Annotated in this window: 26 protein-coding genes; 12 read left to right on the top strand and 14 right to left on the bottom strand. The window is 61.3% G+C overall.

Annotated features, from left to right (window positions below; all coding sequences use genetic code 11):
- Nucleotides 1-21: 21 nt before the first annotated feature.
- Nucleotides 22-978 (bottom strand): 1-phosphofructokinase family hexose kinase, encoded by a 957-nt coding sequence (locus ACVOJ1_RS08050; RefSeq protein ID WP_262218107.1) that lies wholly within the window; start codon nucleotides 976-978, stop codon nucleotides 22-24.
- On the bottom strand, nucleotides 975-3,485 hold the full coding sequence (gene ptsP / locus ACVOJ1_RS08045) for a phosphoenolpyruvate--protein phosphotransferase (RefSeq protein ID WP_346480303.1): 2,511 nt from the start codon (nucleotides 3,483-3,485) through the stop codon (nucleotides 975-977). Before ptsP ends, ACVOJ1_RS08050 begins: the two co-directional genes overlap by 4 nt.
- A gap of 159 nt (nucleotides 3,486-3,644) precedes the next feature.
- Here ptsP and ACVOJ1_RS08040 point away from each other — a divergent pair, with 159 nt between their 5' ends.
- The 3 genes from ACVOJ1_RS08040 to ACVOJ1_RS08030 all read left to right on the top strand — a co-directional run bounded on the left by ACVOJ1_RS08040 (nucleotide 3,645) and on the right by ACVOJ1_RS08030 (nucleotide 5,806).
- Entirely contained in the window at nucleotides 3,645-4,628 is a 984-nt protein-coding gene (locus ACVOJ1_RS08040) for a LacI family DNA-binding transcriptional regulator (protein ID WP_346480302.1), read from the top strand.
- Between the two features lie 111 nt (nucleotides 4,629-4,739).
- Entirely contained in the window at nucleotides 4,740-5,144 is a 405-nt protein-coding gene (locus ACVOJ1_RS08035; protein ID WP_263178308.1) for a hypothetical protein, read from the top strand.
- Between the two features lie 269 nt (nucleotides 5,145-5,413).
- A complete protein-coding gene (locus ACVOJ1_RS08030; protein ID WP_346480301.1) occupies nucleotides 5,414-5,806 on the top strand; it encodes a DUF3653 domain-containing protein in 393 nt (130 codons plus the stop codon).
- A gap of 481 nt (nucleotides 5,807-6,287) precedes the next feature.
- Here the strand turns inward: ACVOJ1_RS08030 and ACVOJ1_RS08025 are convergent, their stop codons facing one another.
- The 9 genes from ACVOJ1_RS08025 to ACVOJ1_RS07985 form a co-directional block, all read right to left on the bottom strand.
- Nucleotides 6,288-6,974 carry a TraX family protein gene (locus ACVOJ1_RS08025; protein ID WP_346480300.1) on the bottom strand — a complete coding sequence of 229 codons (687 nt, stop codon included), beginning with the start codon at nucleotides 6,972-6,974 and terminating at the stop codon, nucleotides 6,288-6,290.
- Complete coding sequence (locus tag ACVOJ1_RS08020) at nucleotides 6,971-8,155, bottom strand: zonular occludens toxin domain-containing protein (RefSeq protein WP_346480299.1); 1,185 nt, start codon at nucleotides 8,153-8,155, stop codon at nucleotides 6,971-6,973. The genes ACVOJ1_RS08025 and ACVOJ1_RS08020 overlap by 4 nt, the downstream gene beginning before the upstream one ends.
- Nucleotides 8,152-8,472: a DUF2523 family protein gene (locus tag ACVOJ1_RS08015; RefSeq protein WP_346480298.1), complete on the bottom strand. Its 321-nt coding sequence runs from the start codon at nucleotides 8,470-8,472 to the stop codon at nucleotides 8,152-8,154. The genes ACVOJ1_RS08020 and ACVOJ1_RS08015 overlap by 4 nt, the downstream gene beginning before the upstream one ends.
- Nucleotides 8,472-9,893, bottom strand: coding sequence for a hypothetical protein (locus ACVOJ1_RS08010; protein ID WP_346480297.1), 1,422 nt, complete (start codon nucleotides 9,891-9,893; stop codon nucleotides 8,472-8,474). The genes ACVOJ1_RS08015 and ACVOJ1_RS08010 overlap by 1 nt, the downstream gene beginning before the upstream one ends.
- Nucleotides 9,894-9,997: 104 nt before the next feature.
- Nucleotides 9,998-10,231, bottom strand: a complete 234-nt coding sequence (locus tag ACVOJ1_RS08005) for a hypothetical protein (protein WP_346480296.1) — start codon at nucleotides 10,229-10,231, stop codon at nucleotides 9,998-10,000.
- Between the two features lie 249 nt (nucleotides 10,232-10,480).
- On the bottom strand, nucleotides 10,481-10,777 hold the full coding sequence (locus ACVOJ1_RS08000; RefSeq protein WP_049447980.1) for a hypothetical protein: 297 nt from the start codon (nucleotides 10,775-10,777) through the stop codon (nucleotides 10,481-10,483).
- 73 nt (nucleotides 10,778-10,850) lie between these two features.
- A complete protein-coding gene (locus ACVOJ1_RS07995) occupies nucleotides 10,851-11,600 on the bottom strand; it encodes a rolling circle replication-associated protein (protein ID WP_346480295.1) in 750 nt (249 codons plus the stop codon).
- Between the two features lie 44 nt (nucleotides 11,601-11,644).
- Entirely contained in the window at nucleotides 11,645-11,929 is a 285-nt protein-coding gene (locus tag ACVOJ1_RS07990; RefSeq protein ID WP_346480294.1) for a hypothetical protein, read from the bottom strand.
- 116 nt (nucleotides 11,930-12,045) lie between these two features.
- Nucleotides 12,046-12,291, bottom strand: a complete 246-nt coding sequence (locus ACVOJ1_RS07985; protein WP_346480293.1) for a hypothetical protein — start codon at nucleotides 12,289-12,291, stop codon at nucleotides 12,046-12,048.
- Between the two features lie 163 nt (nucleotides 12,292-12,454).
- Between ACVOJ1_RS07985 and ACVOJ1_RS07980 the strand changes: the two genes are divergently transcribed.
- The gene (locus ACVOJ1_RS07980; protein ID WP_346480292.1) at nucleotides 12,455-12,913 is read left to right on the top strand and encodes a DUF3693 domain-containing protein; all 459 of its coding nucleotides are present in this window, start codon (nucleotides 12,455-12,457) and stop codon (nucleotides 12,911-12,913) included.
- A gap of 168 nt (nucleotides 12,914-13,081) precedes the next feature.
- Here ACVOJ1_RS07980 and ACVOJ1_RS07975 read toward each other — a convergent pair whose 3' ends face one another.
- Together ACVOJ1_RS07975 and ACVOJ1_RS07970 are read right to left on the bottom strand one after the other, a co-directional pair.
- On the bottom strand, nucleotides 13,082-13,639 hold the full coding sequence (locus tag ACVOJ1_RS07975) for a hypothetical protein (RefSeq protein WP_346480291.1): 558 nt from the start codon (nucleotides 13,637-13,639) through the stop codon (nucleotides 13,082-13,084).
- 34 nt (nucleotides 13,640-13,673) lie between these two features.
- Nucleotides 13,674-13,904 (bottom strand): DNA-binding protein, encoded by a 231-nt coding sequence (locus ACVOJ1_RS07970; protein WP_346480290.1) that lies wholly within the window; start codon nucleotides 13,902-13,904, stop codon nucleotides 13,674-13,676.
- 102 nt (nucleotides 13,905-14,006) lie between these two features.
- Here ACVOJ1_RS07970 and ACVOJ1_RS07965 point away from each other — a divergent pair, with 102 nt between their 5' ends.
- The 8 genes from ACVOJ1_RS07965 to ACVOJ1_RS07930 all read left to right on the top strand — a co-directional run bounded on the left by ACVOJ1_RS07965 (nucleotide 14,007) and on the right by ACVOJ1_RS07930 (nucleotide 24,238).
- Nucleotides 14,007-15,086: a site-specific integrase gene (locus ACVOJ1_RS07965; protein ID WP_346480289.1), complete on the top strand. Its 1,080-nt coding sequence runs from the start codon at nucleotides 14,007-14,009 to the stop codon at nucleotides 15,084-15,086.
- Nucleotides 15,087-15,158: 72 nt separating this feature from the next.
- Nucleotides 15,159-17,297, top strand: coding sequence for an ATP-dependent nuclease (locus ACVOJ1_RS07960; RefSeq protein ID WP_346480288.1), 2,139 nt, complete (start codon nucleotides 15,159-15,161; stop codon nucleotides 17,295-17,297).
- A 1-nt stretch (nucleotide 17,298) separates the two neighbouring features.
- On the top strand, nucleotides 17,299-19,095 hold the full coding sequence (locus ACVOJ1_RS07955; protein WP_346480287.1) for a UvrD-helicase domain-containing protein: 1,797 nt from the start codon (nucleotides 17,299-17,301) through the stop codon (nucleotides 19,093-19,095).
- A 229-nt stretch (nucleotides 19,096-19,324) separates the two neighbouring features.
- Nucleotides 19,325-19,489, top strand: coding sequence for a hypothetical protein (locus ACVOJ1_RS07950; RefSeq protein WP_346480286.1), 165 nt, complete (start codon nucleotides 19,325-19,327; stop codon nucleotides 19,487-19,489).
- A gap of 29 nt (nucleotides 19,490-19,518) precedes the next feature.
- Entirely contained in the window at nucleotides 19,519-20,094 is a 576-nt protein-coding gene (locus ACVOJ1_RS07945) for a hypothetical protein (protein WP_346480285.1), read from the top strand.
- Nucleotides 20,095-20,446: 352 nt separating this feature from the next.
- Nucleotides 20,447-20,929: a hypothetical protein gene (locus ACVOJ1_RS07940; protein ID WP_346480284.1), complete on the top strand. Its 483-nt coding sequence runs from the start codon at nucleotides 20,447-20,449 to the stop codon at nucleotides 20,927-20,929.
- Nucleotides 20,929-23,292, top strand: a complete 2,364-nt coding sequence (locus ACVOJ1_RS07935; RefSeq protein WP_346480283.1) for a type I restriction enzyme HsdR N-terminal domain-containing protein — start codon at nucleotides 20,929-20,931, stop codon at nucleotides 23,290-23,292. Before ACVOJ1_RS07940 ends, ACVOJ1_RS07935 begins: the two co-directional genes overlap by 1 nt.
- Before the next feature lie 10 nt (nucleotides 23,293-23,302).
- A complete protein-coding gene (locus ACVOJ1_RS07930) occupies nucleotides 23,303-24,238 on the top strand; it encodes a DUF2971 domain-containing protein (protein WP_346480282.1) in 936 nt (311 codons plus the stop codon).
- A gap of 64 nt (nucleotides 24,239-24,302) precedes the next feature.
- On the opposite strand, the gene ACVOJ1_RS07925 is transcribed toward ACVOJ1_RS07930, so the two are convergent.
- The gene (locus ACVOJ1_RS07925) at nucleotides 24,303-25,358 is read right to left on the bottom strand and encodes a DUF4238 domain-containing protein (protein ID WP_346480281.1); all 1,056 of its coding nucleotides are present in this window, start codon (nucleotides 25,356-25,358) and stop codon (nucleotides 24,303-24,305) included.
- Nucleotides 25,359-25,451 lie beyond the last annotated feature (93 nt).

The following is a 25,451-nucleotide window of genomic DNA, read 5'->3' as shown; positions in this document are numbered from 1 at the left end:
TGCAGCGCCGCCTGCAGGGTTTCAATCCAATCGTTCGATCAGTACATCGTCCGTCCACCCGCGGACCTGCGCCGGATCCAGCCGTCGCGCGTCGCCGCTGTGCAGGCGACTCATCGAAAAGGCCGTTGCCAGGCGCGCGCAGCTGGCCAGGTCGAAGGCCGGCTCAAGCAGTGCGGCGGCGATACCGGCCACCATGGCGTCGCCCGCACCGACCGTGCTGCCCTGCGACAGACGCGGGGGACGCGCGATCAGGGCGCCGTTGCGATCCATGAACAGCGCGCCGTCGACGCCCATCGAAATCACCACCAGCGCAACCCCGCGTTCAAGCAGGCGCAGGCCGGCAGCGCGCAGGGCGCTCCGATCCGGCAGCGGCGTTCCGGCCCACGACTCCAGTTCGTGGCGGTTGGGCTTGACCGCATAGGGCACTGACGCGTGTGCGCTGCTCAGGGCGGCGGCGAGCGCATCGCCGCTGGTGTCGAGCAGTACCCGCGCGCCCGCGCCGCCCGCCTGCGCCTGCAGTCGCGTCCATGAATCGGCCGGCAGGCCGGAGGGCAGGCTGCCGGACAACACCACCGGCAGCTGTGGCTGGAGCACGGCGGCGAGTCGTCGGCACACCGCATCCAGATCGGCGCCGTTCAAGGGCAGGCCGGGCAGGTTGATATCAGTGGTCTCGCCGTGGGTCTCATCCACAAGCTTGATGTTGGTGCGGGTCCGGCCCGGCACGCGCAGGCAGCCGTCGGTGATGCCGCGCGCCGAGAACAGCGCACTGAACACGCCCGGGTTGTCCTCGCCGATCACACCCAGTGCGGCTGTTGGCACGCCCCAGTCGGCCAGGCAGGCGGCAACATTGATGCCCTTGCCCCCCGCGTCGTCGCGGCTGCTGAAGGCGCGATGCACATGCCCCGGCTGCAGGCCCGCCAGGCGCACGGTCTGGTCGATCGCCGGGTTCAGGGTGACGGTGACGGCGCGGGGGTTCATGCGCGTGCTCCCTCAAGGGCACGCACCTGTTCGGTGGTTTCGCAGTCCAGTGCCTTGCCGGCCAGCGCCTGCAGATCGGCCAACCGGGTACTGCGCAGGCGGGCCTTCACCGCCGGAATATCGTTCGGGGTCATCGACAGCTCGTCCACGCCGAGACCGGCCAGCAGCATGGCGCCGAACGGGTCGCCCGCCAGGCCACCGCAGACGCCGACCCAGCGCCCATGCGTGCGTGCGCCGTCGACCGTGGCGCGGATCGCGCGCAGCACGGCGGGATGCAGGCTGTCGGCCTCGACGGCGAGTTCCGGATTCTGGCGATCGATCGCCAGCACGTACTGGGTCAGGTCATTGGTGCCGATCGAGAAGAAATCGGCATGGCGCGCCAGCACATCGCTCTGGGCTGCGGCTGCGGGCACTTCGATCATGATGCCGATCGGCACTTCGGGCGCCTCCAGCCCGATGCGCAACCGTTCGCAGATGGCACGCAGCGCGATCAGTTCCGGTACGGACGTGATCATCGGGAACATGATCGACAGGCGCGCACCGTCCTTCGCCGCGCGATACAGCGCCCGCAGCTGCGGCTCCAGAAGATCGGGACGGCGCAGCAGCAGGCGCGCGCCGCGCACGCCGAGGAACGGGTTGTCCTCATGCGGCAGCTCCAGGTGCGCAACCTGCTTGTCGCCGCCGATGTCGAGCGCGCGCACGATCAGCGGGCGGCCATCCAGGGCGCTGGCCATCGCCCGATAGGTGGCGTACTGCTCATCCTCGCTGGGCGTGCTGCCGCGCTCGAGGAACAGGAACTCGGTCCGCATCAGGCCAACGCCTTCGGCGCCCTGTTCCAGTGCCAACGGCACCTGTTCGGGCAGGTTGACGTTGGCACCGATGTCGATGCGGTGGCCGTCGGTCGTCTGCGCCGGCTGCGCGCGTTGCGCGGCCTCGCGTTCGCGGATGTGCTGCTGCTCGGCGATCCAGGCGCGGGCCGAAGCGAGATCGGCATCGGACGGAGACAGATAGAGCCGCCCGCTGCTGCCGTCGATGATGGCCTCCACACCCGCTTCAATCGTCAGCAGATCCGCGCCACCGGCAACCAGCGCCGGCAACCCGAGCGTGCGCGAGAGGATCGCGGTATGTGAGGTTGGCCCGCCCTGTGCGGTGGCCAGACCGAGCACGCGACGGGTGTCGAGGTTGGCGGTGTCTGACGGTGACAGGTCGGCCGCGAGCAGGATGCAGGGGTAGGCGGGCAGGTCGGCGAGACCACCGCCGGCCGCAGACGGATCAAGCTGTGCCAGCACACGCCGACCAACATCACGCAGGTCGGCTGCGCGCCCGGCGAGCACCGGATTGCCCAGCGCCGCCAGCCCGGAGGCAATCTGTTCGATGGCCTGGTGCCATGACCACGCGACGCCATGACCTTCCACCATCAGCTGACAGGTACGGGTGATCAGGTCTGTGTCGTCGAGCAGCGCGGCCTGGGCCCCGAAGATCGCCGCATCGGACGCGCCGAGCCGGCGCTGGGTGTCGTCCTGCAGCGCCGCCAGCTGCTGGCGGGTGCGGCCGAGCGCGTCCTGCAGGCGTGCACCGCCTTCCCCGAGCGGGGCGGGGTGGTCGGCGACGTTGGTCTGCCTGCTGGCGAGCACATGGATCCGGCCGATCGCCAACCCGGGGCTGGCACCAATGCCGACGATCGCTGCCTGTGCCTCCGGTGGATTCCAGCCCGCGACCGGCGCCGCCTTGCGCTGTGCTGCACGTTCGGCATCGGCCTTTTCCTGAGCCACCAACCCCTCCATGACCCTGCGCAGTGCGGCCAGCAGTGCGGGCGCATCCGCGCCTTCGGCAGACACACTCACCGGGTCGCCATGACGCAGACCCAGCTGCAGCAGCGCGACCAGGCTCTTGGCATCGGCCGCCTGGTCGCCTGCGCGCACCTGGGCACGGGCGCTGAAACTGCGGGCCGTCTCGGCCCAGCGCGTGGCAGGGCGCGCATGCAGGCCATTGGGGTAGGCGATGGTCCAGTCGAAATGCTCGGCCAGATCCTGCGCTGGGGCGTCGTTGGCCAAGGTGGTGACGTCGCCGGCCAGCGCTGTCACGATCTCGCTCGCTTCGGCGGTCGTGAACAGACGCTGCAGCGTGGCGTCATCCTGGATGAGCCGGGTGAGCCGGCGCAGCAGGGTGATATGGGTATCGGACTGGGCGGCGATGCCGACCACCAGCCGCGTCACCTGGCCCGGATTCCATTCGACACCGTCCGGCAACTGCAGCACGGCAATGCCATCGCGGCGCACCAGATGGCGGTCCTCGCCGAGCCCATGCGGGATCGCCACACCGTGGCCGAGGAAGGTGTTCGCCAGCTGCTCGCGGCGGCCCATGCTGGTTTCGTAGCCCGGCGCAACGCAGCCGGCGGCCAGCAGCATCTGTGCGGCCTGGGCGATGGCGTCTGCCTTGTCACGGGCCCGTGCGCCGAGGCGGATCAGTTCGTGGCTGACGGGAGCAGGGGCGGGGAGGGAAGACAAGGCGGGCTCCGGGAAGGGTGTGCTGGCGTATTGGGAACGTTCCCAGTCCGCATTTCAATGTGCACTGCACAAAAATCCAATAGTACTTTGGCGTTAGCATTGTCCTGAACGGCCGTCGCGCTGCGGCCAGCACAGTTGACCGGGAACGTTTCCAATCCAATGAGCATCAGCATCAACGACGTGGCGCGCGTGGCGGGCGTCTCCAAATCCACGGTGTCGCGCGTGCTGGGTGGCGGCCCGGTCAGTGGAGAGGTGCGCAGCCGGGTCGAGGCCGCCATCCGCCAGACCGGCTATCGCCCGAACCTGCAGGCCAGGCGCCTGCGCTCCCGGCATACCGGCATCATCGGGCTGGTCGTGGCGGATATCCGCAACCCCTTCTTTACCGCGCTGATCCGCGCGGTGGAGGAGGTCGCCTATCGCGAGGGCCTGCGCGTCACCCTGTGCAACACCGACGAGGACCCCGAGCGCGAGGCACTGTACCTGCAGTTGATGCACGAGGAGCGCATCAGCGGGCTGATCTTCGCGCCGACCCGGACCACGGTGGGGCGGCTGGAACGGCTCGCGCTGGACTATCCGACGGTACTGGTCGACCGCGCCGCGCCGGGCGGGGCGATCGACAGCGTGGTGCTGGACAATCCGGCGGCCATGGCCGGGCTGGTCGAGCATCTGGTTGAACGCGGCTATCGGCGCATCGGCGGCCTGTTCGGCAGCACCAGCACCACTGCGGCCGAACGTCGTGATGGCTATCTCGCGGCCATGCGCAGGCATGGGCTGAAACCGGACTACCGGGAAGTCGAACCCACGGCCGAGGCCGCCATCAGCACCGCCGGACAGTGGCTGGCTGGGCCCTCGAGGCCCGAGGCGCTGGTTACCAGCAACAGCCTGCTGCTGATGGGAGCACTGAAAGCGGCACGCAGCGCAGGACTGGCGATTCCAGGCGCGCTGGCGCTGGCGGGGTTCGACAACGAGCGCTGGACCGAGCTGGTTGAACCGGGCATCACCGTCGTCGAGCAACCGGTGGAGGAGATGGGGCGAGCCGCGATGTCGCTGCTGCTGGAGCGCCTGCGTGCACCGGACATGCCGGTGCGCCGGCTGGTGATGACTGGTCGCTGCGTGGTACGGGGATCAACCGCCTCGCGATAGTTTCCGGACGCCCGGGGCCTGCGGAACTGCCTTGCAGTCCGCCCCCAATTATCGTGACGCGTCACGCACAATGTGTAATGGGATGCCTTGCTGACGGACATGGAGGGCGAAATGGACATTCGATCAGGCCTGGTTGTGGCGCTTTTGCTGCTGGCAACGGCGTCGCACGCGCAGGCTATTCGCTCCGCGACGGGTCCGCAGCCGCTGCCCAGGCATACGCCGTCGCCGGCAAAGCCGAACAATCTCGGCGCTGAACCACTCAGATGCCAGCAGCACATCGATCCGCGCGTGCGCCGCTACTGCACGGACATCGAGCGGGCGTTGATCCAAGGTGAGGCGCGTCGCCAAGGCATACCAACACCGTCGAGCGAGATTGTGCGCATGCCGGCTTACGGCAGCGCGGAGGCAAAGCAGTTGGGCGCTGCCTGCATGGGCGGGACCGCAATGCGGCGATTGAGCAACGGCTGGGAGCAGCTGCGCAACGCCAAGGGCGAGTGGCTGCGCTGTCGTGAGTAGCAGATGCTGAGCCTGCACGGACACATGCGAAGTCCTCAGGGAGCAGTTGACGACCCTCACAGGCGTGACCAGACGGCCGTGTAGAAGCCGGGACGTGGTAAGGGGTGTGCCGAGACACTCTTGCTGGAGCGGACTGAACATAATATACATTATGCGAAAACATGGATGGGCCGCATCCGGGCGTTCGTGGCCTCTGCATGGCAATGGCTGGGCCTCTGGCTCGGCTCTTGCCTGCGCCCTCAGTCCCCGGCCAAGGATGAGATCGCGGCATGATTGAGTTCGACCCGCACCACCGTATCGACTTGACCGGCCCTTGGGCCGGTTTTTCTTTCCTCGGTGATCGCTTGATTACACCCGAAGGACGCGAACTGCTGCCGGAAGACCTGGCTTGGCTGTCGCTCACCGCGTGCCAAGCGCAGGAGTGGCGCCGGATGATGGATGAAATGCGCCGGCAGCACGCAGATCCTCGTTCGCCCGGGAAGCCTTGCGGCACAAAGGATTCCAAGCCGCCGTTGTCTGGCGGCCGTGCTGAGGTCGTTACCATCAGCACACTGATGGCCAACCGCAAGAAGCGGTCAGCATCGGCGATGGCTGGCCCTGACGCCGATCCTGATGTGGGTGTCCTGCCGGTGCCGGGGCCGAGACCTCACCAGCGCGTATGAGGCGCTTCCGTAGGGGCGCTGCCCCTACACCCCGGTCACTGCTCGCGACAGCGCTGCCAGCCGCCTGCGGGCGAAGAAACCTGTTCCCATCCGTTCGTGAGCTTTCGGAAGGCCTGGCCGCCGATACAGGCGAGTCCAGAGCGCTTGGAGGCTTCGGACCCGAGTGAAGGAAGCCCGACAACGCTATCGGATGGGCCGGGGCGACCGGCGCGGCGCGCCTCATCTGAAAGCACGCGCGCTTCGAGGTGCTCGCAGTACGTCTTCATGCCAGGATGCGGGTGGTTCGGCCAGGCCAATTCGTGACAATTAAGCGGCGTCGTGGTCTTTGACATCGAGTTGTAAGCAGGCTTCGGGGGCGCTGGGAGAGGCTTCGGCCTGGGGCCGGTAGCCGACTGCAGCTGAGCTGCGGCGGGCAGAGCGAATGCCAGCAACACGAAAAGAAGGCCTGTGCGGATATCCATACCCTACCCCTGTCAAATAGTCACCCGCCGACTATAGCCGCAAGCACAACCAAAAGCGTCAGGTGGCCTACGTAGTAGACGTAGAAGACCCTGCCCGCTCGCGGGACGCGTGCGGAGACTTCGCCCAGGGCCATAACAGGCATGGCCAGCAACGCCCAACCGTTGCCGTTGTAGAGGCAGAGCAGGCCCATGCAAGCCCATACCCAGATCGGCAGCACCAGGTAGAGACGTTGGCGACGAAAGTCCCAAGAGCCGAGCAGGAAGTGCATGCGCCTTCCATGATTCTTGAACCACGCCCAGGCCGCCAAAACAAGCCATACGCCGGGCCAAGTGTAGTCAAGGGCAACAGGTGCGGCAAAGCACAGCAGCGCGGCCAACGCCCAATGGCGGCGTTCCAGAGCCCATATGCAGCCAGCCGCGGCGGCGAACGTCAGCAGCACGTTGAACGGCAACGCCTGGCCGAATGCGAGCACAGCCGCGGGAGAGGCAACCAGGCCCCAAAGGGCCAAGCGCCTCGCTGACTTCGCCGCATCGGCGCCCGGCTGTGCAAGGTTGTAAGCCATGACCAGGGCGAATACCGGGAACGCAACGCGACCCAGCTGAGACACGCCTGGCACGTAGCCAAGGCCGAACACGGTCACGATGTGATCGCCGGTCATCAGCACCAGGGCGAGCCATTTCAGCAGTTCACGCCCGCCACTTGTCATAGCCGATTCTCCCCCGCTGGCGTGGTCAGGTAGGTCGCTGATTGCTGCTGAGGCGACTCGGGGAAAGTGCCCATGGCACGGGGCTGACGTTCAACAGCGACACCCTGCCCGCGCTGCTCGATCTGATCGAGCGCGCGATTGATCTGCGTCTGACCGTCCACAAGCCTGTTCTCACGCCGAGGCAGATAGGGCTCGTACTGGCCGCGGCGGGCGACGTAACGGCACGTCGGTTCGTCCAGGTCGTAACGATTGCCCTGCTCCGTCACGCAATTGCAGCTGGGCTCATCGTGACCACCGAGACCATTCTGGCCCCCGAGCGATGACATGCAAAAAACGCGGGGCGGCTCGCTGGGGACGCTGAGCGCGTCGTCATATACGGGCGCGCTCCAGGGCTGGGATGGGACACGCGGTAAGAACTTGTCGACGTAATCCTTTAGCGGTTGTGCCGACTTTGCCGCCACCGCTCCGCCCGCCGTCGCTGACGCTCCGTCGCGCGGAGCGCTGACGCCACTGGCACCACCTGGTGCGGGAAGGTCGCCGCCGCTCATCCGCTTATCCATTCGCCCGAACGCGACGTACAGCATCACCACCGCAGCCACAATCAAGATCGGAAGCGCGATGTAGTACCAGGGAATTTTGCGCTCGGTGGTATCAAGTTCGGTGGACTTGTACATGCCCATTGGACGCTTGGGAAGCGTCTTGCGCTTGATCGTCAGGGGCGTGGCCTTCTCAGCCCGTGCCTCGAACTTGTCGAACTCGCGGAGATGAACGAACTTGGTTCCGAAACGGCGACGCACATGGACGTGACGCTCAATCAGATCGCGTACGAACTGATCGCACTGCATGTCGGGGGATTGGCTTACAAAGATGAAGTCCAAGCCCTTATGCCGATGCTTGGCAAGTTGCTCCACGTGGTGCGGCACCTTCGCACCGGATGGCCGCTTGGGGAGCATGCCATGCTCATACGCCTCATCGACAAGGGCGACAGCGCCATCAGGAAGGAAATTCGGCCAGTCGCGGAACTGCTCCGGCGTCATCTCAAGAACGCCAGTTCTGGCGTAATCGAACTCGCGAATGTTGCACGCGTACACGATGCGGCCTTGGTCTTTGAACTCAAGCAGGCGCTCGATAGCGTGGAGCGTTTTGCCGTGCCCAGGTTGGCCGGTGTACCAGTAGATCATGAGCCCGCCCCCAGCTGGTCAGCGACAGTCTTGGGTACGATGAAGACCTTCCACGCCATGCGGACCGTCAATGCCGAAAGGATCATTGAGAATGAAATGCCGACACCGAGATAGGAGAGCATCTGCATTGCAGGCCCATCCAAACCGCCGACAAACTGCATGACAAACTCTTTGAGTTTGGGCAGCAGAGCGTTGAACGTGACCGTCGTCAGTCCGAACGTTGCGAGCCCCTTGCCAATCAGGCCGGCTGCAGCATCTTTCAGCTTGCCGACCAGCGACGTTGTCGCATCAACGATCCAGTCAGAAACCATGCCCATCAGAAGGCCGCTCCCATAAGAATGCGAATTGCGGTATATGCGCCAAAGATCAAGATCAAGGCGCGCAAGATTGCCGCGACGCGGCAGAAGTACGGAAAATCGGCGGAATTAACAGTCTTGCCCATGATCGTGATCGCGGGAGGCTCAGGACACGTGCCGCCGCCACCGAACATATTGCTCGTATCGAGATTGCTCGTTGAAAGCCCGATTCCCCACTTCTTGGCGCTGGCAACGTCAGCCGCACCGTCACCAATCGGCGTGACGTCTCCCCTGCCTTCCAGCACATCGGCCACGCCATTACCGTTGGCGTCTCCGTTTGTGCCGCCCTGCCCTGGCGCGTCGTTCTTTGACGCAAGCTTCTCCATGGCGCAAGCGGATCGCCACTGCATCAGCAACTGGGTGTACTCCATCGCGTTGCACTTCTCACCTGTGCATACGGGCATGCCCGCCTGAGTGCACTGGCCGCCGCTGATGTTGTTGTTACGTCGCGTATTGCACTCAATGCGCCATTGAATGCGTGCCTGCCCGCACATGATCGGGGAGCCGCTACAAGAAGGCGGGTTCTTACAGTTGTCGCCGCCGGAGAAGCTCTCCGGGTCATCCGGGTCATTGTCCGGTTCTCCATCGTTGTTCTTGTCACGCTTACACGTGCCATCCGCACCCCGAACCTCACCTGCCGCGCACTGCCCGTCACCGGCGATGCAGCTGCCCAGCGGGCTTCGAATCATGCCTGCTGGACATTCGTTATCTTCCTTCTTGCAAGAACCAGCAACGAGCGCCATCCCATCCGGGCAAGGCTTCTCATCGGCGCACGCATTGCCGACCTTCACCTTTCCCTTCGGGCACTCCGGCTCCACTGGCTGACAAACACCAAGCATGGCGTTCCACACCATGTTCCTACCCTGAGCCGCGCAATCAGGCTTCTTGTCACATATCTTGCCAGTGCGTGAGTACGTACTTGTATCGTCGCCATTGTCGCGATAGGTGACCTCGCAGCCGCCCATGCAACGGGTGGAGCCAGATGGCGGGAAGAATGGCGTTACCTTCCCAGGTTGAGCGCTGCAATCCTGAAGATAATCAGTACTAACGGCGGCCCCGGTCCACGGCGTAGTAGTTCCGTTATTCAGCTTGGCGATGTACTCACCCCGAAAGCGGCCAACAGTGCCGTCCGCGTTGCGCTTCTCCAGGTAACACCGACGCTCAATAATTTGAACCCAGTTGAGCCATGGAAGAGGATCGTATGCCTCACATTCCGCGCGAGCCTCTTCCATGTTGCAGGACGGCTGTTTTGTCTGATCGCACTTAATGGGACCTCGCGCCTGAGCATCGGACGCAACGACAAGACCTGCAAGGCCGGTCACCAGGGCGAGCAGAAGTAGGCATGCACGAACCATCACACGCCCTCGAACGCGATCCAGCATGCGCCGCAGAAAGCAATGATTACGAAGTACCCCATGACACTTCTCCCTAACAAAAAAGGGGGCGAGCGTTTCCGCGCACCCCCGTGAGTGAACTTGCGCCCCGATCAACCCTTGGCGGCGCGCTTGGTGAAGGCCCACACCACCAGGATGCCCAGCAGCAGAGCAATGGAGCCGATCACGATTGCCATGTCTGCGTTGCCCTTGCTGACCTCGGCAGCGATCGCTGCGCCGGGCGAGGTGCTGCCCGAGGCCAGGGCTGCACCAGATGCAACCAGTGCACCGGTACCGGCGCCGATCTTGGTGAGGGTGGAGGCGCCAAAGCGGCGCAAGGTGTTCATGTGCTTCATTGCTGTTTCCTCGTCATCAGTAGACCCCTATGCGCGCAGCGCGGAATACGAGGCGCGCCTTCAACCCAATCGCCCAGGACAGAACAATCGCTCCTGCAACGAGGGTTCCATCGGCCAAATCCAGGGGAGGCAGAATTGGCTGGTGGTATGGCATCCAGACCGGCACCGAGCACGTGCCGTCCTGCTGCACGTTCTCAGCAGCGCAACCGACCACGTAGAGGGGTGCCGGGCTGGACATGGTCAGGCCGCCTTGTTAGCCGGCTGCGGCTTCGCGCCTGCCGGATCAACCAGGGTCATGCGGCGAGCGAGTTCGACACCGAAGCGGCCCGGCACCAAGTCCGTGGTCAGGTCCCACTCCTTCACCGCGCCAACTGGATAGCCCTTGTCCAGGCCATCGACTTCAACTTCGATCTGGATGCGCATGGCTTCGGTTTCGAGCGTTGCACGCTGGCTATAGATCGGCTTCTGCATGCCCTTGCTGGTGGTCACGGTGCGGGTTTCGACTGCGGTATTGATCGTGATCTTCGGAGCGTTCATGGATTCGATTCCTTGGTCTGTTTGATTGGCTTTGTCGTTTCGTCGTTGGCAAATTTCGGGCGGTACTGTGGGGTCAAGCTAAGTCCCCCCCTACCCCCCCGCAGGGAGACGTGGTGGACCGCTTGTTGCCCCGTTGCGCGATGCTTGCATCAGTCCGCCCGGTGGCCAGATGTCGCCCTGGCCTGTCGGATCGCGTGTTGCTGTCGCCTGCGATCAAGGCGTCTTGCTCTGGGCGGCGCGTGTAGTCGATGGGCGGCGGGTTCCATGCCCCGAAGTTCCGCGAGAAATCGACCACACCGCCTTTCGTGACGTACTTGCTTACGTAGCCGGTAATGTCTGCTTGGCTGCGCGGCGCTTCGATGCGATTACGACCGAACTCCCGGTACCACCATTCGTGCCACTCGTAACGGCTGGCGAGGCGGTTGAGGTCATCGGTAGGTGCAGCTGCAACGGCGTGGAAATGGAGGCGGCCATCGCGATGGAACTCTTGTCCGCGCGCCCACTGAATGCCGCCGTGCCAGCGCGATGCCCACTTGGGGCCGTAGATGCTGCGGTTGAGACAGCTGACGAAGTAGCGGAACGCTTTATCAGCCGCTTCCTCGTGCATGCCGCCTGTTCGACTGGTCTTGCTGAGCTTGAACGTGAGCGTCCAGAACTGTTGCCAAGGAACGCGCTGGAGTAGCTCTGCGTATCCCTGCGCTTGATAATCAACGTTCCGCAACTGGTGCAGCAAGTCAGGCTCGCATCCGATGCTCGGAGGGTCTGTAGGCTGCCGCCGCACAGGTAGCACGGACTGTTGGGATAGTGAGTCATCATGGCCCATTGCCCTTCCGCCACTGCATCAAGAGGTCGAGAGAATGCAGCACGTCAACCATCATCCCGACTCCCCTTCGCATCGACCGAGGAGTCTTCGTCGAACAGCGCATCCGTGCACCACTTCCACGCTGTCGCGAATGCCCAAAGGCCGAGAACGGCGCCGACGAACCCGGCGATAGAGAGCCAGATCCAGAAAAAGCCAGTCCAGAAATCATCGCCAAGCAGCGCCCCGACGCCAGCCAATGCGCTCACGGCAATGCAAATGAGGATGAGCAGGCCCGCAGCACCAGCTGTCTTGCGCGCGGCCACATGAAAGGGAGCGCGATCAACGGCCATTGCGGATGCTCCCCAAGACGTAGTGCAAGAAGGCGACAACGACCAGCACGAGCGTTGCCGGGTTGGGAACGAGTGCAAAGAGGCCGATAGCAGGAGCGAACCAGGGAAAGGGGCCGTCACGGAACATGGCAACCCTTCTCCTGATCGGCGTAGTGGGCTGCGGCCAGCAGATCGCCGCGCTTGGTGGCCTCGATTTCGAGGCGGCGAAGATCAGCGCTTGACTGAGCAACGTAATGCCGTTCACGTGCAGTGCGACCAGCGGAATAGGCGCGCCGGTCAACACACCACGTCACGAATTTTGCGAACCCCAACGACACGGCTGCGATACACCCCAGCAGCGCGGCGAGAACAAGTGCGTCCATGTGCCCTACCCCTCCCCAAGCCCCAAGGGGCCCCCGGGCGGCCTTGGGGTGCCGACCGGGGGTATCGGCTACAGGCGTAGCCGATGGGGCGCACCATAACCGGCTACACCCGTAGCCGTCAACACCTGTAGTCTTCGCCCGTAGTCAACGGGTGGAGACGGTCATGGACTGGGTAGAGTTTTTCGAGAAGACGCGGCAAGCAGCAGGCGTTGAGAGCTTTGCGAAGCTCGCTCCGAAACTCGGGATTTCCGACGGTGCCATTTCTCACTACCGCACCGGGAAGCGTGTTCCTCAGGTGTGGGTTGTCGCGGAATGCTTGAAGATTCAAGGGCATCCGCAGCCGGAGAAAGCGGCAATCCAGATCATGAAGTCAGAGGCCCAAACCTCGCCGGAGCGACACTTCTGGAAGAGACTGGCGGCGACTGCAATGGCGCTGATGCTGGCAGTTGGCTTCGCCCTGCCCCATGACGTCCAGGCAATGCCGCAGCAAGGTAACGCCTTGCACGATATACATTATGCGAAATGTCATGTCTGGGCTGATCCGGTTTTGGGCTCCGCTTGGCAATGGCTGATTGACGGGGAGAAGTTGCCCCACCTACTACGGAAAAGCCGACCCAACTAAAGTTCTTACGCCGCTCAACGTATTAGTGCTACTTCTCTGAAGTTGGCGCCTCCATCAAGTAAGTAGCGCCATTAGTTGGCGTCCACTAGGCTCGACTGCAGGAACCGAGGCGATTCGGCTCGCCTTCTGGAGGCGAGCCTTCCAAGTAAAAGTACTACTTCAGCGCGCTCATTGCTTCGGCCGCTTGCGTTTCGGCCTAACATCAGCAGCGATGCGAACTTCTTTGGATCGCTTGAATGCAACTTCCAGCTGAGCTGGCAAATCTCGAAGCCCTGAAAGTTGTCCCTCGAGCGCGTCACATCTGCCGCGCAGGATATCGGCAGCCTGACTGGCCGTGGCGGCCGCTGCTTGGGCGGTCTGGATATCCTGGCGAAGCTGCTTCTCAAGAGCTCTGTGTTGCTCGGATGCCTTGCTTAGCTGCACCTGGAGTTCTTTCACCTCCTGTCGGGCGCGATCAACATCGCTGAGCGCCCGATTCTCGACAGATCTGGTGTACTCGGCCCAGTCTTCTCGCTCAGATTTCGCCGTTTCTAGCGCCTCATGAAGCCTGGCGTCGAGTTGCTGTCTCGATGCTTCATTTCGATCAGCTCTTCGAAGCTCGACATCCCGCTGCTCTACAAGCTCTGACATCTGCAGACGGAGCTGGTCAACCAATCGCTGTAGCTCTGCAGCTTGCGTAGCGGCAATCCTCTCTCCTGTGAGAGCATCGTCGCGCTCTGAGCGCATTTGCGTCAGCTCGTCAGCTAAACGCTAGCTCCCACTATTGTCCGGCGAGTTCTGCCAACACCGCTGGTGCATCTTCCAGGTCCGGACGCGCTGGCTGCAGGCGCGTGCCAAGTCGCTTCCGCCACGTCTCCAGCCAGCGGGTCACGGTGTTCGGCGAGCCTGTCCCCAGGTGAGTCCGGATCCGCTCGACGGTTGGGCGTTCGCCCTTGCCGACCAATTCGTCGGCGGCGCTATGGACGTCAGATTCAGTGATGCCCCGGGCCATGCGAAGTCTCCTTACTGGCGCCCTACTCTGCTGGTAGCGTACTCGCGATAAGTGATGATTATCGTCAGTAGAAGCCCCATTTCATAGCATAAATTACATACTATGAAGCGAAATTCCACATCCTCGACCTTGCCGGCGACGGCCACGCATCTGGTGTTGCCAGAGCAGCTGGCCCAGCAGGCCGCCGAAGCGGTGCGCGAGCTGCTGGCCGAAGCGGCTGCGGCCAACACCACCCGCAGCTATGCCGCTGCCCTGCGCTATTGGGCCGGCTGGCACCAGGGGCGGTACGGGATCGAACTGGCGCTGCCGGTCAGCGAGGCTGTGGTGATTCAGTTCCTGGTCGACCATATCCAGCGCAAAGGCAAGGCCGGCCTCGTCAGCGAATTGCCGCCGGCACTGGACCAGGCCTTGGTGGCGGCCGGACTCAAGGCCAAGGTCGGGCCGTTGAAGCTCTCAACCGTGGTCCAGCGCGTGGCCGTGCTCTCGACCGCCCATAAGCTCAAGCACCTGGCCAACCCCTGCGAACTGCCCAGCGTCCGCACGTTGCTCAGCCGCGCCCGGCGCGCCGCAGTCAAACGCGGCGAGCGGCCCAGCAAGAAGACCGCCATCACCCGGGCCGAGCTCGAGGCCATGCTGGCGACCTGCGATGACAGCCTGGAAGGCCTGCGCGACCGCGCCCTGCTCTGCTTCGGCTTTGCCAGCGGCGGGCGCCGGCGCAGCGAGATCGCGGCGGCGGATCTGCGGGACCTGCGCAAGGTGGGGGACGACGGCTATATCTACCGACTTGAGTACTCGAAGACCCAACAGGCCGGGGTGAAAGCGGATTCGACGCCGGACAAGCCGATCCTGGGGCGCAGCGCCGAGGCCTTGGCGGCTTGGCTGGAGGCCGCACGGATCGACGAGGGGGCGATCTTCCGGCGAATCTGGAAGGGACGGGTCGGCCCTGCCCTTCTCCCGGGCTCAATAGCTACCATAGTCAAGAGGCGGGCTCGTTTGGCGGGCTTGGAGGGGGACTTTGGGGCGCACAGCCTGCGATCGGGGTTCGTGACCGAGGCGGGCAAGCAAGGGGTTCCACTCCCAGCGGTTATGGCTATGACCGAGCACCGATCGGTGGCGAGCGTAATTGGGTACTTTCAGGCGGGTGCCGCTGAGGACAATCCAGCGGCACGCTTACTCAAGTAGTGCATCCCGCCTATTAGCACGTCGGCTAAGGCGCGTTCTGACGGATATAGGCTAGATAAACAGGAAACAGTCATGCATATCTCCAAGATCAGCCTCGTCAACTATCGCAATTTCGCCAACGCGAAGCTGATTTTCAACAAAGGCATCAACACCATCATCGGCGAGAACGGATCCGGAAAAACCAACCTATTCCGGGCGATCCGGCTCCTGCTGGACGACAATCTGCTGCGCTCAGCGCACCGCCTCAACGAGAAGGACTTCCATTGGGGTCTCAAGCGCTGGCAAGGCCACTGGATCATCATCAGCATCGAGTTCCAGGAGGTCTCGCAAGACGAGGCCATCCAGTCGCTCTTCCTGCATGGCACCGGCAACGTCGGTGCCGGCACCGTCTCCAGGGCCACGTACAACCTGATCTTCCGGCCGAAGGCCGATATCCGCCGTCGCCTGTCGGAGTTGACCGCCGGAGACCACGACGGGATGGCGGCCATACTTTCCGGGGTCTCGATCGAGGACTACGAGACCCTCTTCACCGGCAAAAGCGAGGCTGACTTCAACGATCCCGCCGTCTACGCCGAGATCGTTGGCGACTTCAAGAACACCAAGTTTGGCAAGGAACTGGACCACCCCGCGATCGGTGTGCGCGTCCCCGTCATGCTCTCTGTCTCGAAAGAAATCTCCTTCACCTTCGTGCAGGCGCTCAGAGACGTCATTGCCGAGTTCCAGAACAATCGAACCAACCCGCTGCTCAACCTGCTAAAGCGCAAGAGTGGCGAGATCGATCCCGTCACGTTCCTGCCCATCACCAAAAAGGTCAAGGATCTGAACGATGCCATCGAAGGGCTCGACGACGTCCAGACCGTGCGCTCGGACATCGTCGACACCATCAAGGAGGCCGCGGGCGAAGCCTATTCGCCTTCTTCGATGTCGATCCGCTCAGACCTCTCCGATGAGGCCGACAAGCTCTTCCAGTCGCTCAAGCTCTTCGTGGGCGAAGCGGGGAACGGCTACGAGGGCGCGGTCCACGAGCTCAGTCTCGGCGGTGCCAACCTGATCTACCTGACCCTGAAGCTGCTCGAGTTCAAGTATCAGAAAGCCAACCAATCATTCGCCAACTTCCTGCTCATCGAGGAGCCGGAAGCACACATTCACACCCATATCCAGAAAACGCTGTTCGATCGCCTGAACTTCGCCGATACCCAGATCATCTATTCGACCCACTCCACCCACATCTCCGAGGCCAGTAACGTCGAGAATATGAATATCCTCGGCAAGGTCGGCGACGGTTGTGAGACCTACCAGCCGACCACCGGCCTCGATCCCGTCGACATCGGCAACATCCAGCGGTACCTGGACGCGGTTCGCAGCAACCTGCTGTTCGCCAAAAGCGTCATGCTGGTGGAGGGCGACGCCGAGGAGATCCTGATCCCCACGCTGGTCAAGAAGGTGCTTGGAATCACGCTCGACGAACTGGGCATTAGCCTGATCAACATCCGCAGCACTGGTTTCCAGAACGTCGCTGTGCTGTTCCATGACGACCGGATCAAGAAGCGCTGCGCAATCGTCACCGACTTGGACGCGACCTTCTTCGATACCACGCCTACTGCGACAGACGATGCCGCGCTGTCTAAGTTCAAGGCCAAGTGCGCCAGTGCGCAGACCAAGGGAGTCGCACGGAAGACAGCTTTGGACGCGTTCTCGCACGACAATCCATGGGTTGAGTGCTTCTATGCCCCTCACACCTTCGAGGTCGATTTCGTCGACGCCGGCAACGCTGACCAGGTCGTTTCAGCGATCGCCAGCGTTTACAAGGATCCGGCAACGATCGCAACAGCCAAGGCCGAGCTGGAATCCAGAGACATCGCCGTTTTCGGTAAGCGTGCGTTGCTGATGGCGAACTACGAAGGGAAAGGCTGGTTCGCCATCGCGCTCGGCAACCGGATCGACCACCAGGTCATCATCCCCGACTACATCGTGGAGGCGATTCACTTCCTGCGCCCCGTACTGTCGACGGACGTCTGGTTCCACATCCTGAGCTTCCGCGTGGCGTGCATCGAGAAATCGGGCCTGTCGGCGCCGGAGGTCATCCAAAGCACCCGCGAGGCCCTGAAGTTGTTCCGGGCAGGCGACATGGACCTGGCCGCAATCAAGGCGTTGATGCTGGTGACCTTCACCGCCGATCCGATCAACCGAATCCTTGACAAGGCCAGCTGACATGACCGTTTGGGCCAACCATGATCTGAACGACCCGCAGAAGGACGCCATTCGGGAGGCCGGCAGCGTCTTCTTGGTCGCGTGTCCTGGCAGCGGCAAGACCAGGACACTGACGTTCAAGATCGCCGAAGAGCTGTCGAAGCTGGAGTCCCCACGGCAATGCCTCGTCGCCATCACATATACGCACCGGGCGGCCGACGAAATTAAGGATCGCATCGAGCGGCTCGGTGTCGATGCGTCCCGCCTCTGGATCGGAACGATCCACTCCTTCTGCCTGGAGTGGATACTGCGGCCCTACGGGATCTACCACGACGAGTTGAAACACGGGTTTGCGGTGGCCAGCAGCAACGACTCCGAGAAGCTGCTGACCGAGTTGTGCGCGCCTTATCGCTCCCCCAAGGTGACCTATTGGGACTGCGGCTTCTACTTCACCAAGGACGGATACATTCTGACCTGCCAGGATTCGCGCAAGCACGCCGCCCTCAACGGGATCCTCCAGGACTATTTTCACACACTCTCGAATGACCGGAAAATCGACTTCGAGCTGATGCTCTACTACGCCTACGAGCTGATCTCGAAAAACCCGTCGATCGCGAAGCTCCTGTCCGGCATCTTCCCCTTTATCCTCATCGACGAGTACCAAGACACCAAAGAAATCCAGTACTCGATCGTCTCCGAGATTCTGGCTGCGGGCGCGGGACAAACCCGGGCGTTCGTCGTCGGTGATCCCAATCAGGCCATCTTCCAGTCGCTTGGAGGGTTCGCGATCTCCGCCAAGGACTTCGCCGCGCTGTCGGGCGTCGCCTTCAAGGAAGCCGAGCTCACCCACAACTACCGATCCTCGGACCGCATCATCGACTACTTCGGCCATTACGACCTCTACGGGGCGTCGATCGAGGCCGCGTCCCAGCACAAGGCATATCCCAGCATCATCACCTACGATGCGACGACTAGTAAGGATGGCCTCGAGGACCAACTTGTGGCGTTAATCCGTTACAACATCGACACGCTGGGGATCGAGCCTTCGGAGATCTGCGTGCTCGCGCCGCAATGGGTGCATCTTGCGGGCATGACCCGGCGGCTGGTGAGCAGAATGCCAGACTGCGAGTTCGACGGGCCGGGAATGGTGCCTTTTGCTCGCGACATTGACAATTTCTGGTACAAGGTCGCTCGCATCGCGCTAACCAACGCATCGCCCGCGCTGTATGTCCGCAGGCTGCGCTGGGCCAAGGAGATCCTCGTCGAGCTGGAGGCTGCCGGGGTGTCGACGCCAGGTATGACGCCCAAGCGACTTCTGCGGGAGGCCAATAGCATTGTCCTAGTTGAAACCGATGGCTTGAAATACGTCGAACTGTACTTTGGCGCCCTGTTCTCCGCACTCGGCATCGATTTCACCGCCTTTCCAGCACTTCTAGACCAGTACGTTTCCTTCTTCGAGAGTTCCTCCACCCGGGTCGCGCGACTTAAAAAAGAAGGCGCCCAGTTCATCGGAGAGATCGATGCGTTCCGGCGAGTGTTCCGGGACCGTTCCGGGATCACCTTGTCAACCATCCACGGCATCAAGGGGGATGAATACGACACGGTCATTGCTTATGCGTTGCTGGAGGGCATGGTCCCGCATTTTGCGGATGCCGATGGAAGCAACAGCGCAAAACGCCTCTTGTACGTAGTCGCGTCGCGGGCAAGGAAGAACCTGCACCTGATCGCGGAACGTGGCCGCGTGAACGGACTGGGGGCCGAATACGTTCCAACGGAAGTGCTTCGCAGGTGCCGGTTCGACTACGACACTTTCGCTTAGGCGCTACGCCGGCCAGCTGATACACGAGAATGACCTGCACCAGCGGATTTGCCCAGCTAACGCCGGCGCTTCGATATCAGCTCACAACGCTGCATCCTATGAGGCAGCCAACGAGCCATCCATACAGCGAGTTATCATCCCCAGATGATGACCGGCGCGAAGAGAACGCTGACCATGCAGCAGGGGTTTTTGGTCGGTAACATCGGTCATCCCTGTCCGCCGACAAGCTATGAATAACGACACTTTGGAAATCACCTATTTCGTTAGAGGGTTCCGGCAAACCGTCTACCTGCCTGCTCCCGAATGGCCGGGTTGCACCTTTGAACAGGACGACAACTTCGACGTCACGCTCCGAATCACAGAGTCCGGGCTGACGCTCGACACGGCTCGCTGATCGAGTTCGTCGATTTGCGTGTAAGACAGTTGATCCTGGCATGGGAACTCAGATACGGGCGTAGGCTGCAACTCACCCGACGCAACACCGCGCTTCCCTCATTCCCGCAGAATGGTGGAACCGTCGAGATCTCCGATACGTTAATGCTCAGCGACCGAGCGGAAGCGGAGATCGTGTTTGCGCCCCCTCCCGATCAGATGCCGCAGGTGTCGCTCGGGGCGGGACGCTGGATCAGGACGTTCGCAGAGGCGGGTGACTTCCTGGACTATGCGGAGGAGCAGCTGCGGCGGCACTACCTGATCATCGAGGAACTCTGGCACACATATGCGTCAAAGTTCGATGCGGGCGACCAGTCAAAGCGCGAGGTCATCGGCCTGATCAGGCACTTTGTGTCGCACGTCGAATGCAACCATGAGAAGGTCGTGCAGTTCATCTCTGCTCGTCTACCCAACGCGGTCGTGGCCGGCAGAAGTCGTCCGACTGTTCGCTTCGACCGTCTAAGTGTAGAACATCGCAACTTCGTCGGGAGGTGTGTTCCTGATTCGGAACGGATAGCGAGAGAGCTGATAGAGCTTGCGATCAAGGACCTCCCGACGATTCCCTGACATTGCTCTCGCGGGCACCGCGTCCGGGATTGAATCCTGGTGGCCAGGATCCGGAGAAGCAGGGCGCGCAGCCCACCGGCCCGACAGCGGCGCGCTGGCTGCGCCAGAAAATCCCTACACGGGGCCGTGGACTTTCGCTGATTGCCCGGGCCCTCTCCCGCGGCAATCTACCATGGCCCCGGCAGCCCGACCTTTGCGCCGGACACGGACGCCGCTCGGCAACGGAAATTGTTCGCGACCTCGACCAAGTCGCCCTAGCTGGGCTGGGGCACCTTCTACGCCTTGCAATTCCAGGCAACACCTCCCGGCTACGCCGTTAGCGGTATGATGGCAAAAATTGCTGGGAATCCCCATGCCTTGGCGTATGTCTCTTTATGAAACGGCCCGTGACAGACAGGTTGCCGATCACGTCATCTCTGCGGTTAATCGCGTGCTCGATGCCGATGCCCACCTGTTCGAAGTCTGCGTAGGCGAGCGCGCAATCTCCCATCGACTGGGTACCTACCTGGAAGCCAACTTTCCCGGGTGGCATGTCGATTGCGAGTATGACCGCGATGGTGTGGACCCGAAGAGAATTGCTAGCGGCTCCGGAAACGACGCTGACGAGGGTAGTCGCGTGCTTCCAGACATCATCGTTCACCGTCGGAGACATGGCCCAAATCTTCTCGTTCTCGTGCTCAAGAAGTCATCGAATCGCGAGCCCGATGACCGCGATCTAGAGAAGTTGCGAGCGCACACGGAGGAGCTTGGATATATGCATGGCGTATTTATAAGCTTCATCGTTGGTGCCGGCGTTCCTGGCGTCCAGCGCGCCGAATTCCTATACGCAGAGTAATGCAGGGCAAGATGGAAAATTCTGTCGACATCAACGAGGCAGAGCTTGAGGGGCGCATTCGTGGTGCCATTCTCGCAGCCTTCCCATTTCTCGATCAATCCGACATCCGTCACCAACTTATGTTTCAGATACGGATGGGGCACACTCCTGTTCAGATCGATGGCAAGGAACGTTATCGGGTAGGTGGTCGAGCAGACGTACTGGTCTCTAAGGCGGAACGTCCGCTTGTAATGCTGGAGCTGAAGCGTCCCGGTATCGAGCTCACCGAGGACGACAAGGATCAGGGGCTTTCGTATGCACGACTCACCACACCGATGCCACCACTAGTCGTGGTCTCAAATGGAAATGAGACCCGATGCTACCTGACACAAACTGGCGAATCATGGGATCCGTCGAATAAAGCAGAGGCTGATCTTCTAGAAAAGATACAGCAGGTAGGTCGGGTCGCCGCTCAAGACCTGGACAAGGCTGTCGCTATTCTCATGAAGAGCGACGCGGATTGGGCCCCAGCGATAAATGAGGCATCACTGTCCGTGATAGAAGAGCGCAGTGGGACGTGGGGCGAGCCGCTCTTTCCCTTCGTGCGCGGATTTCGTATTCAGCGCCGCGCAACTTCAGAAGCATTGCAAGGCCTAGATCAGAACAAGTTTGTTCTGGTATCCGGACCACCATTGGCTGGTAAAAGTAACGTTCTCTGCCAGATAGTCGAGGTTGTTGGCTCACGGCCAGGACAAGCCGCCTTGCTCATTGAATCTGGACCGGATGGGATTTTTCAGGCGCTGTCGAACTTGCTTTCAGAGCGCCTAGGCTGGCACGTTACCGCGGATCTAGCGCGAGATTGGTTGCGTGATGTTTCCAGCCGCTCCGGTGCACTTCTGCTCTTGGCCGTCGATGGCTTCCAACCAGACCATGCAAGAACGCAGTCTGATCTGGACGAACTTGCATCCACTCGATTCGGCAATCGAATCGGAGTTGTAGTCTCGTCGGATGACATCGGCTCGCTGCCAAGACTCAAGGCAACGGGGCGGGAGTTGACCACCTTCGGGCGCCGGAGTATTGCTGTCACCGTCGGCCCTCTTGACGACGATGAGTTCAAGGATGCAGCAAAAGCGCTTGCGGCGCACCATATTTCGCTGACGCCAGGCAGCAGACACGACGAGGGCCTTCGTGAGCCTTGGGTTCTTCGGGCATTGGTACCCACTAATGCGCTCGCCGACTCGAGTCGGCCTGCCGGATCATTCGTACGTCTTCCGCCGGTGCTCGACTTGGCGAGCTTGGCAGTGGCTCGCGAGGTGATCGCGAACGATCACGAAGGCAGATCGGCGTTGGATAGGCTTGCTGATGCGCTACTTGCATACTACCTCGAACCGCGCCCTGCGAATGAGGTCCTGGCTGCCTTGGGCCGGTATCGCGTGCCGCAGGACTATCTCGCAGCGTCGATTGACACTCCGGCTCTACAGGCGTTGAGGATGCGGGGAATCATCAAGTCAGGCCTGGATGAGAACGATAAAGCAGTATGGTGGATACGGTTGCCGATTCTGACGGCAGCACTCATTGCAACAAGCCTCAGCCGCGCGCATGAACTATGGGCCGAAGACAACTTGCCCCGAGTCAAGGCACTCGGCAGCCGGCTGCCTTTTGGCCCGCTAGTCATAGCAGAGGCTCTTCGTTTGCGAATTACCAAAGGGGAGCCTGGTAGCCGCAAGGAAATTGAAAGCCTGCTCGCAGACGAGCCGACCGCCGCTTCAACCGAAGACGGAACCGAGTTCATCACCGAGTTAAATGGTCGCATTGTTCGTGTTCGGAAAATATCGAAAGACAAGATGTTAGTCAGTGTTGACGGCAACCCAGACGTGCTGATTGAAACAGATCCCGACGACGATGTGCAGGTGATCTCATGTTCGTCATGGCTGGCGCTTTCTTACCTTGCCGCACTACCGCTTGCGCTTCAGGACCGCGAGTCAGGCCTGCTAGTGCCGGTAGGGTCGGCACTCATTGAGAAGTTGGCGGCGTTTCCACAAGCCATCCCTAGCGGGGCATTTGCAGGATCACAATCAGGTCTCGTCACCCATGATCTTCCTGATGGCGGGTCAGTGGTCTGCCACCAGGAAGGCATTGTTGAACCTATCACATGGTCAATCCATTGCTTCCTGCTGCACTACCGTACGGACGCAGGCAGCTGGATTGATGAGGTCGCGACGAGTGGCAACCTCGCTCTGCAGACGCGCGTTGCGGCAGCTCTGGGGCAGATCACTTCGGCGTCAGGCGAAATTGGCACTTGGGCGAGAGAAATGCTCGAACAGCGGATCGTTCCAAACCTAAAGAACCACGTCATTGCTGGCGCCACTGAGAAGTCGACATAAGGTGAGTACCATGGACACGCCTGATTTGCTCTATAAGTACAAATCCTTCAACAACTACTTGCTTCAAGAGCTATGCGGCTCAGAGTCGTACTTCGCCAGTCCAAGCATCTTCAATGACCCGCTGGATTCGAAGCCAAGCATCAGAGACGACATCGAGATTTCTCACAAAGAACAACTCCTGAAGGTTCTCTGCAAGGAATACAGGCCCAAGAAAGATCCCGACGCGGTTCTAGGAAACTTCCGATATCTGGCGAGTGAGAACCCGCTAGAAGCACAGTTGCAATACGACATGTTTGTGACAACGGACATCTGGCGCATGCTTCTGCAAGAAATTGGAAGGCGGGGCGTCCTTTCGCTTGCCGAAAGATGGGATTGCCCGCTGATGTGGAGTCACTATGCGCAACAGCATCAAGGCCTGTGCCTTGAGTTCTCGACACAGGACAGCGTCGCCAGAAACCTCATGAGAGTGCGTTATGGCACCGACCGTGCCATCCCGCTCAGCGATCTGTATTCCTGGAAAGTCGATCGCGCAGCGGGTGCGCGGGAGCGGGTCCTGGATCTAGCGTTCCTTTCCAAGGCGAAGTCATGGGAATATGAACGGGAATGGCGAATTTTGGCCGAGAAGCCAGGTTCGCTTAGCGTTCCGCTTCGCCTCAAGGGCATCTACTTCGGAGAGCGTTGCTCTCGCGCCATCCAGACTGTCGTCGTAAAGGCTTTGCACGACGCGCATCCAACCGCGAAGTTCTATCGAGTGAGCTTCGATTGCCATGCATTCGATTTGCATCGACACGAAGTTGATGTGGATGAAGAGATTCAATGTGGCATCTGCCCGCCAGTAGCGCTGTCTTTTGCCAAGATGCTCGATCCAGTGCTGCCATCCGGTGCCATTCCCCTACCATCTCCTGAAACCGAACCCGACGAAGGTCCACCTCATTTCCAGCGCTAGGTTCCGATAGGCGGGAGATCTGAAGCCTGCCACAATGTTGCTATAGAAGCTGGCTCGTCCGCCGCTAGATCGCAAATCTTTCGCTACGGCGCGCGAACCGGTACCGGTCATCTCCGATAACCGGATGCTTCAGGAAACTCAGCGCTAGGAAGTATGGCAATTGAGGCTGGAATCCGTGCACGATGTCGCCCATTTGATTTCCGGTACCGATTTCTATGCCAGGCGCTTCGATGACGGTTCCAACGTGCGGCGCCAGTGTGGCTCGCTCCTGTCGACATAGTTCGGAGACGTAGCCTGCAAACTGGAAATCGTGAAAATATACGCAGGAAGATGCACTGTGAATCTGCAGCTTGTTTAGCGCCGCCACATCTCGAAGTTCCCGCACCTGAAGTTGATTGTCCCGGACGCGCTTCACGTCGTAGCAATAGCTGTCTGCCAGCATCAGAGCCAGGGTTGGCGACAGCGGGAAGAACACCATTAACCCAGGTGTATCGAAGCCTAAGACACCGCGGTGTCTGACGTTTCGGTAGTACCCATTGTAAAACACCACCGGCGCATCGCCAAAGATGAAGGGCCGGGCTGTCCTGTTAATCAGCATAACCGGCTTTAGATCCGCCAAGCGTTCCGCGCTCTCAAGCGCGGCTTTCATCTCGACCAACTGTGCCTGCGCTGGATTCGCCCTGACGCTGCCCAAGGACGTCAAGAGCTCCTGACGCTGTCCCTCATCCAGATCTCCGTCACTGCCTATCGCTGCTTCTAGGTACATCCGCAGCATCTTGTCGTGCATGGGCTGTCCCGTATCGCGCGCCGCTACCGTACGCGAACGTTGAAGCGCCACCCACCCCAGAACTCGATCGACGTCCTTTGGCGCCAGTGTGGCAGGGTCGCGTGCCTCAATCAGCTTTCGTAAAGACGCGCCGCTATCTCCTTCAACGACTGCCAGTGCCTTCTCGACCTCCTTTTCACCATAGAAATTTGTCTTGCTAGCTTGGCCACGAATAGATGCTTGGCGGACTGCTAAGCGCGTCAAACGGTTCACCAAACAGATGCTCTTTCCATCCGTCGAGAAGTACCGGAAATAGAACTGTGGCACATAGTGGTGGTTGCTTTGTTCGCTCATGTTGTCTTGCCAGAATGGTTATTCTTGCTCATTCTCTGGAAACTGACTGATCAGGGGCGGCGCCCTTCGCCTCAGAGCTTGAAAAGTGGCGTC

It is taken from the genome of Stenotrophomonas sp. STEN225 (assembly GCF_056756445.1).
This window is presented reverse-complemented; position numbering and strand designations above follow the sequence as displayed.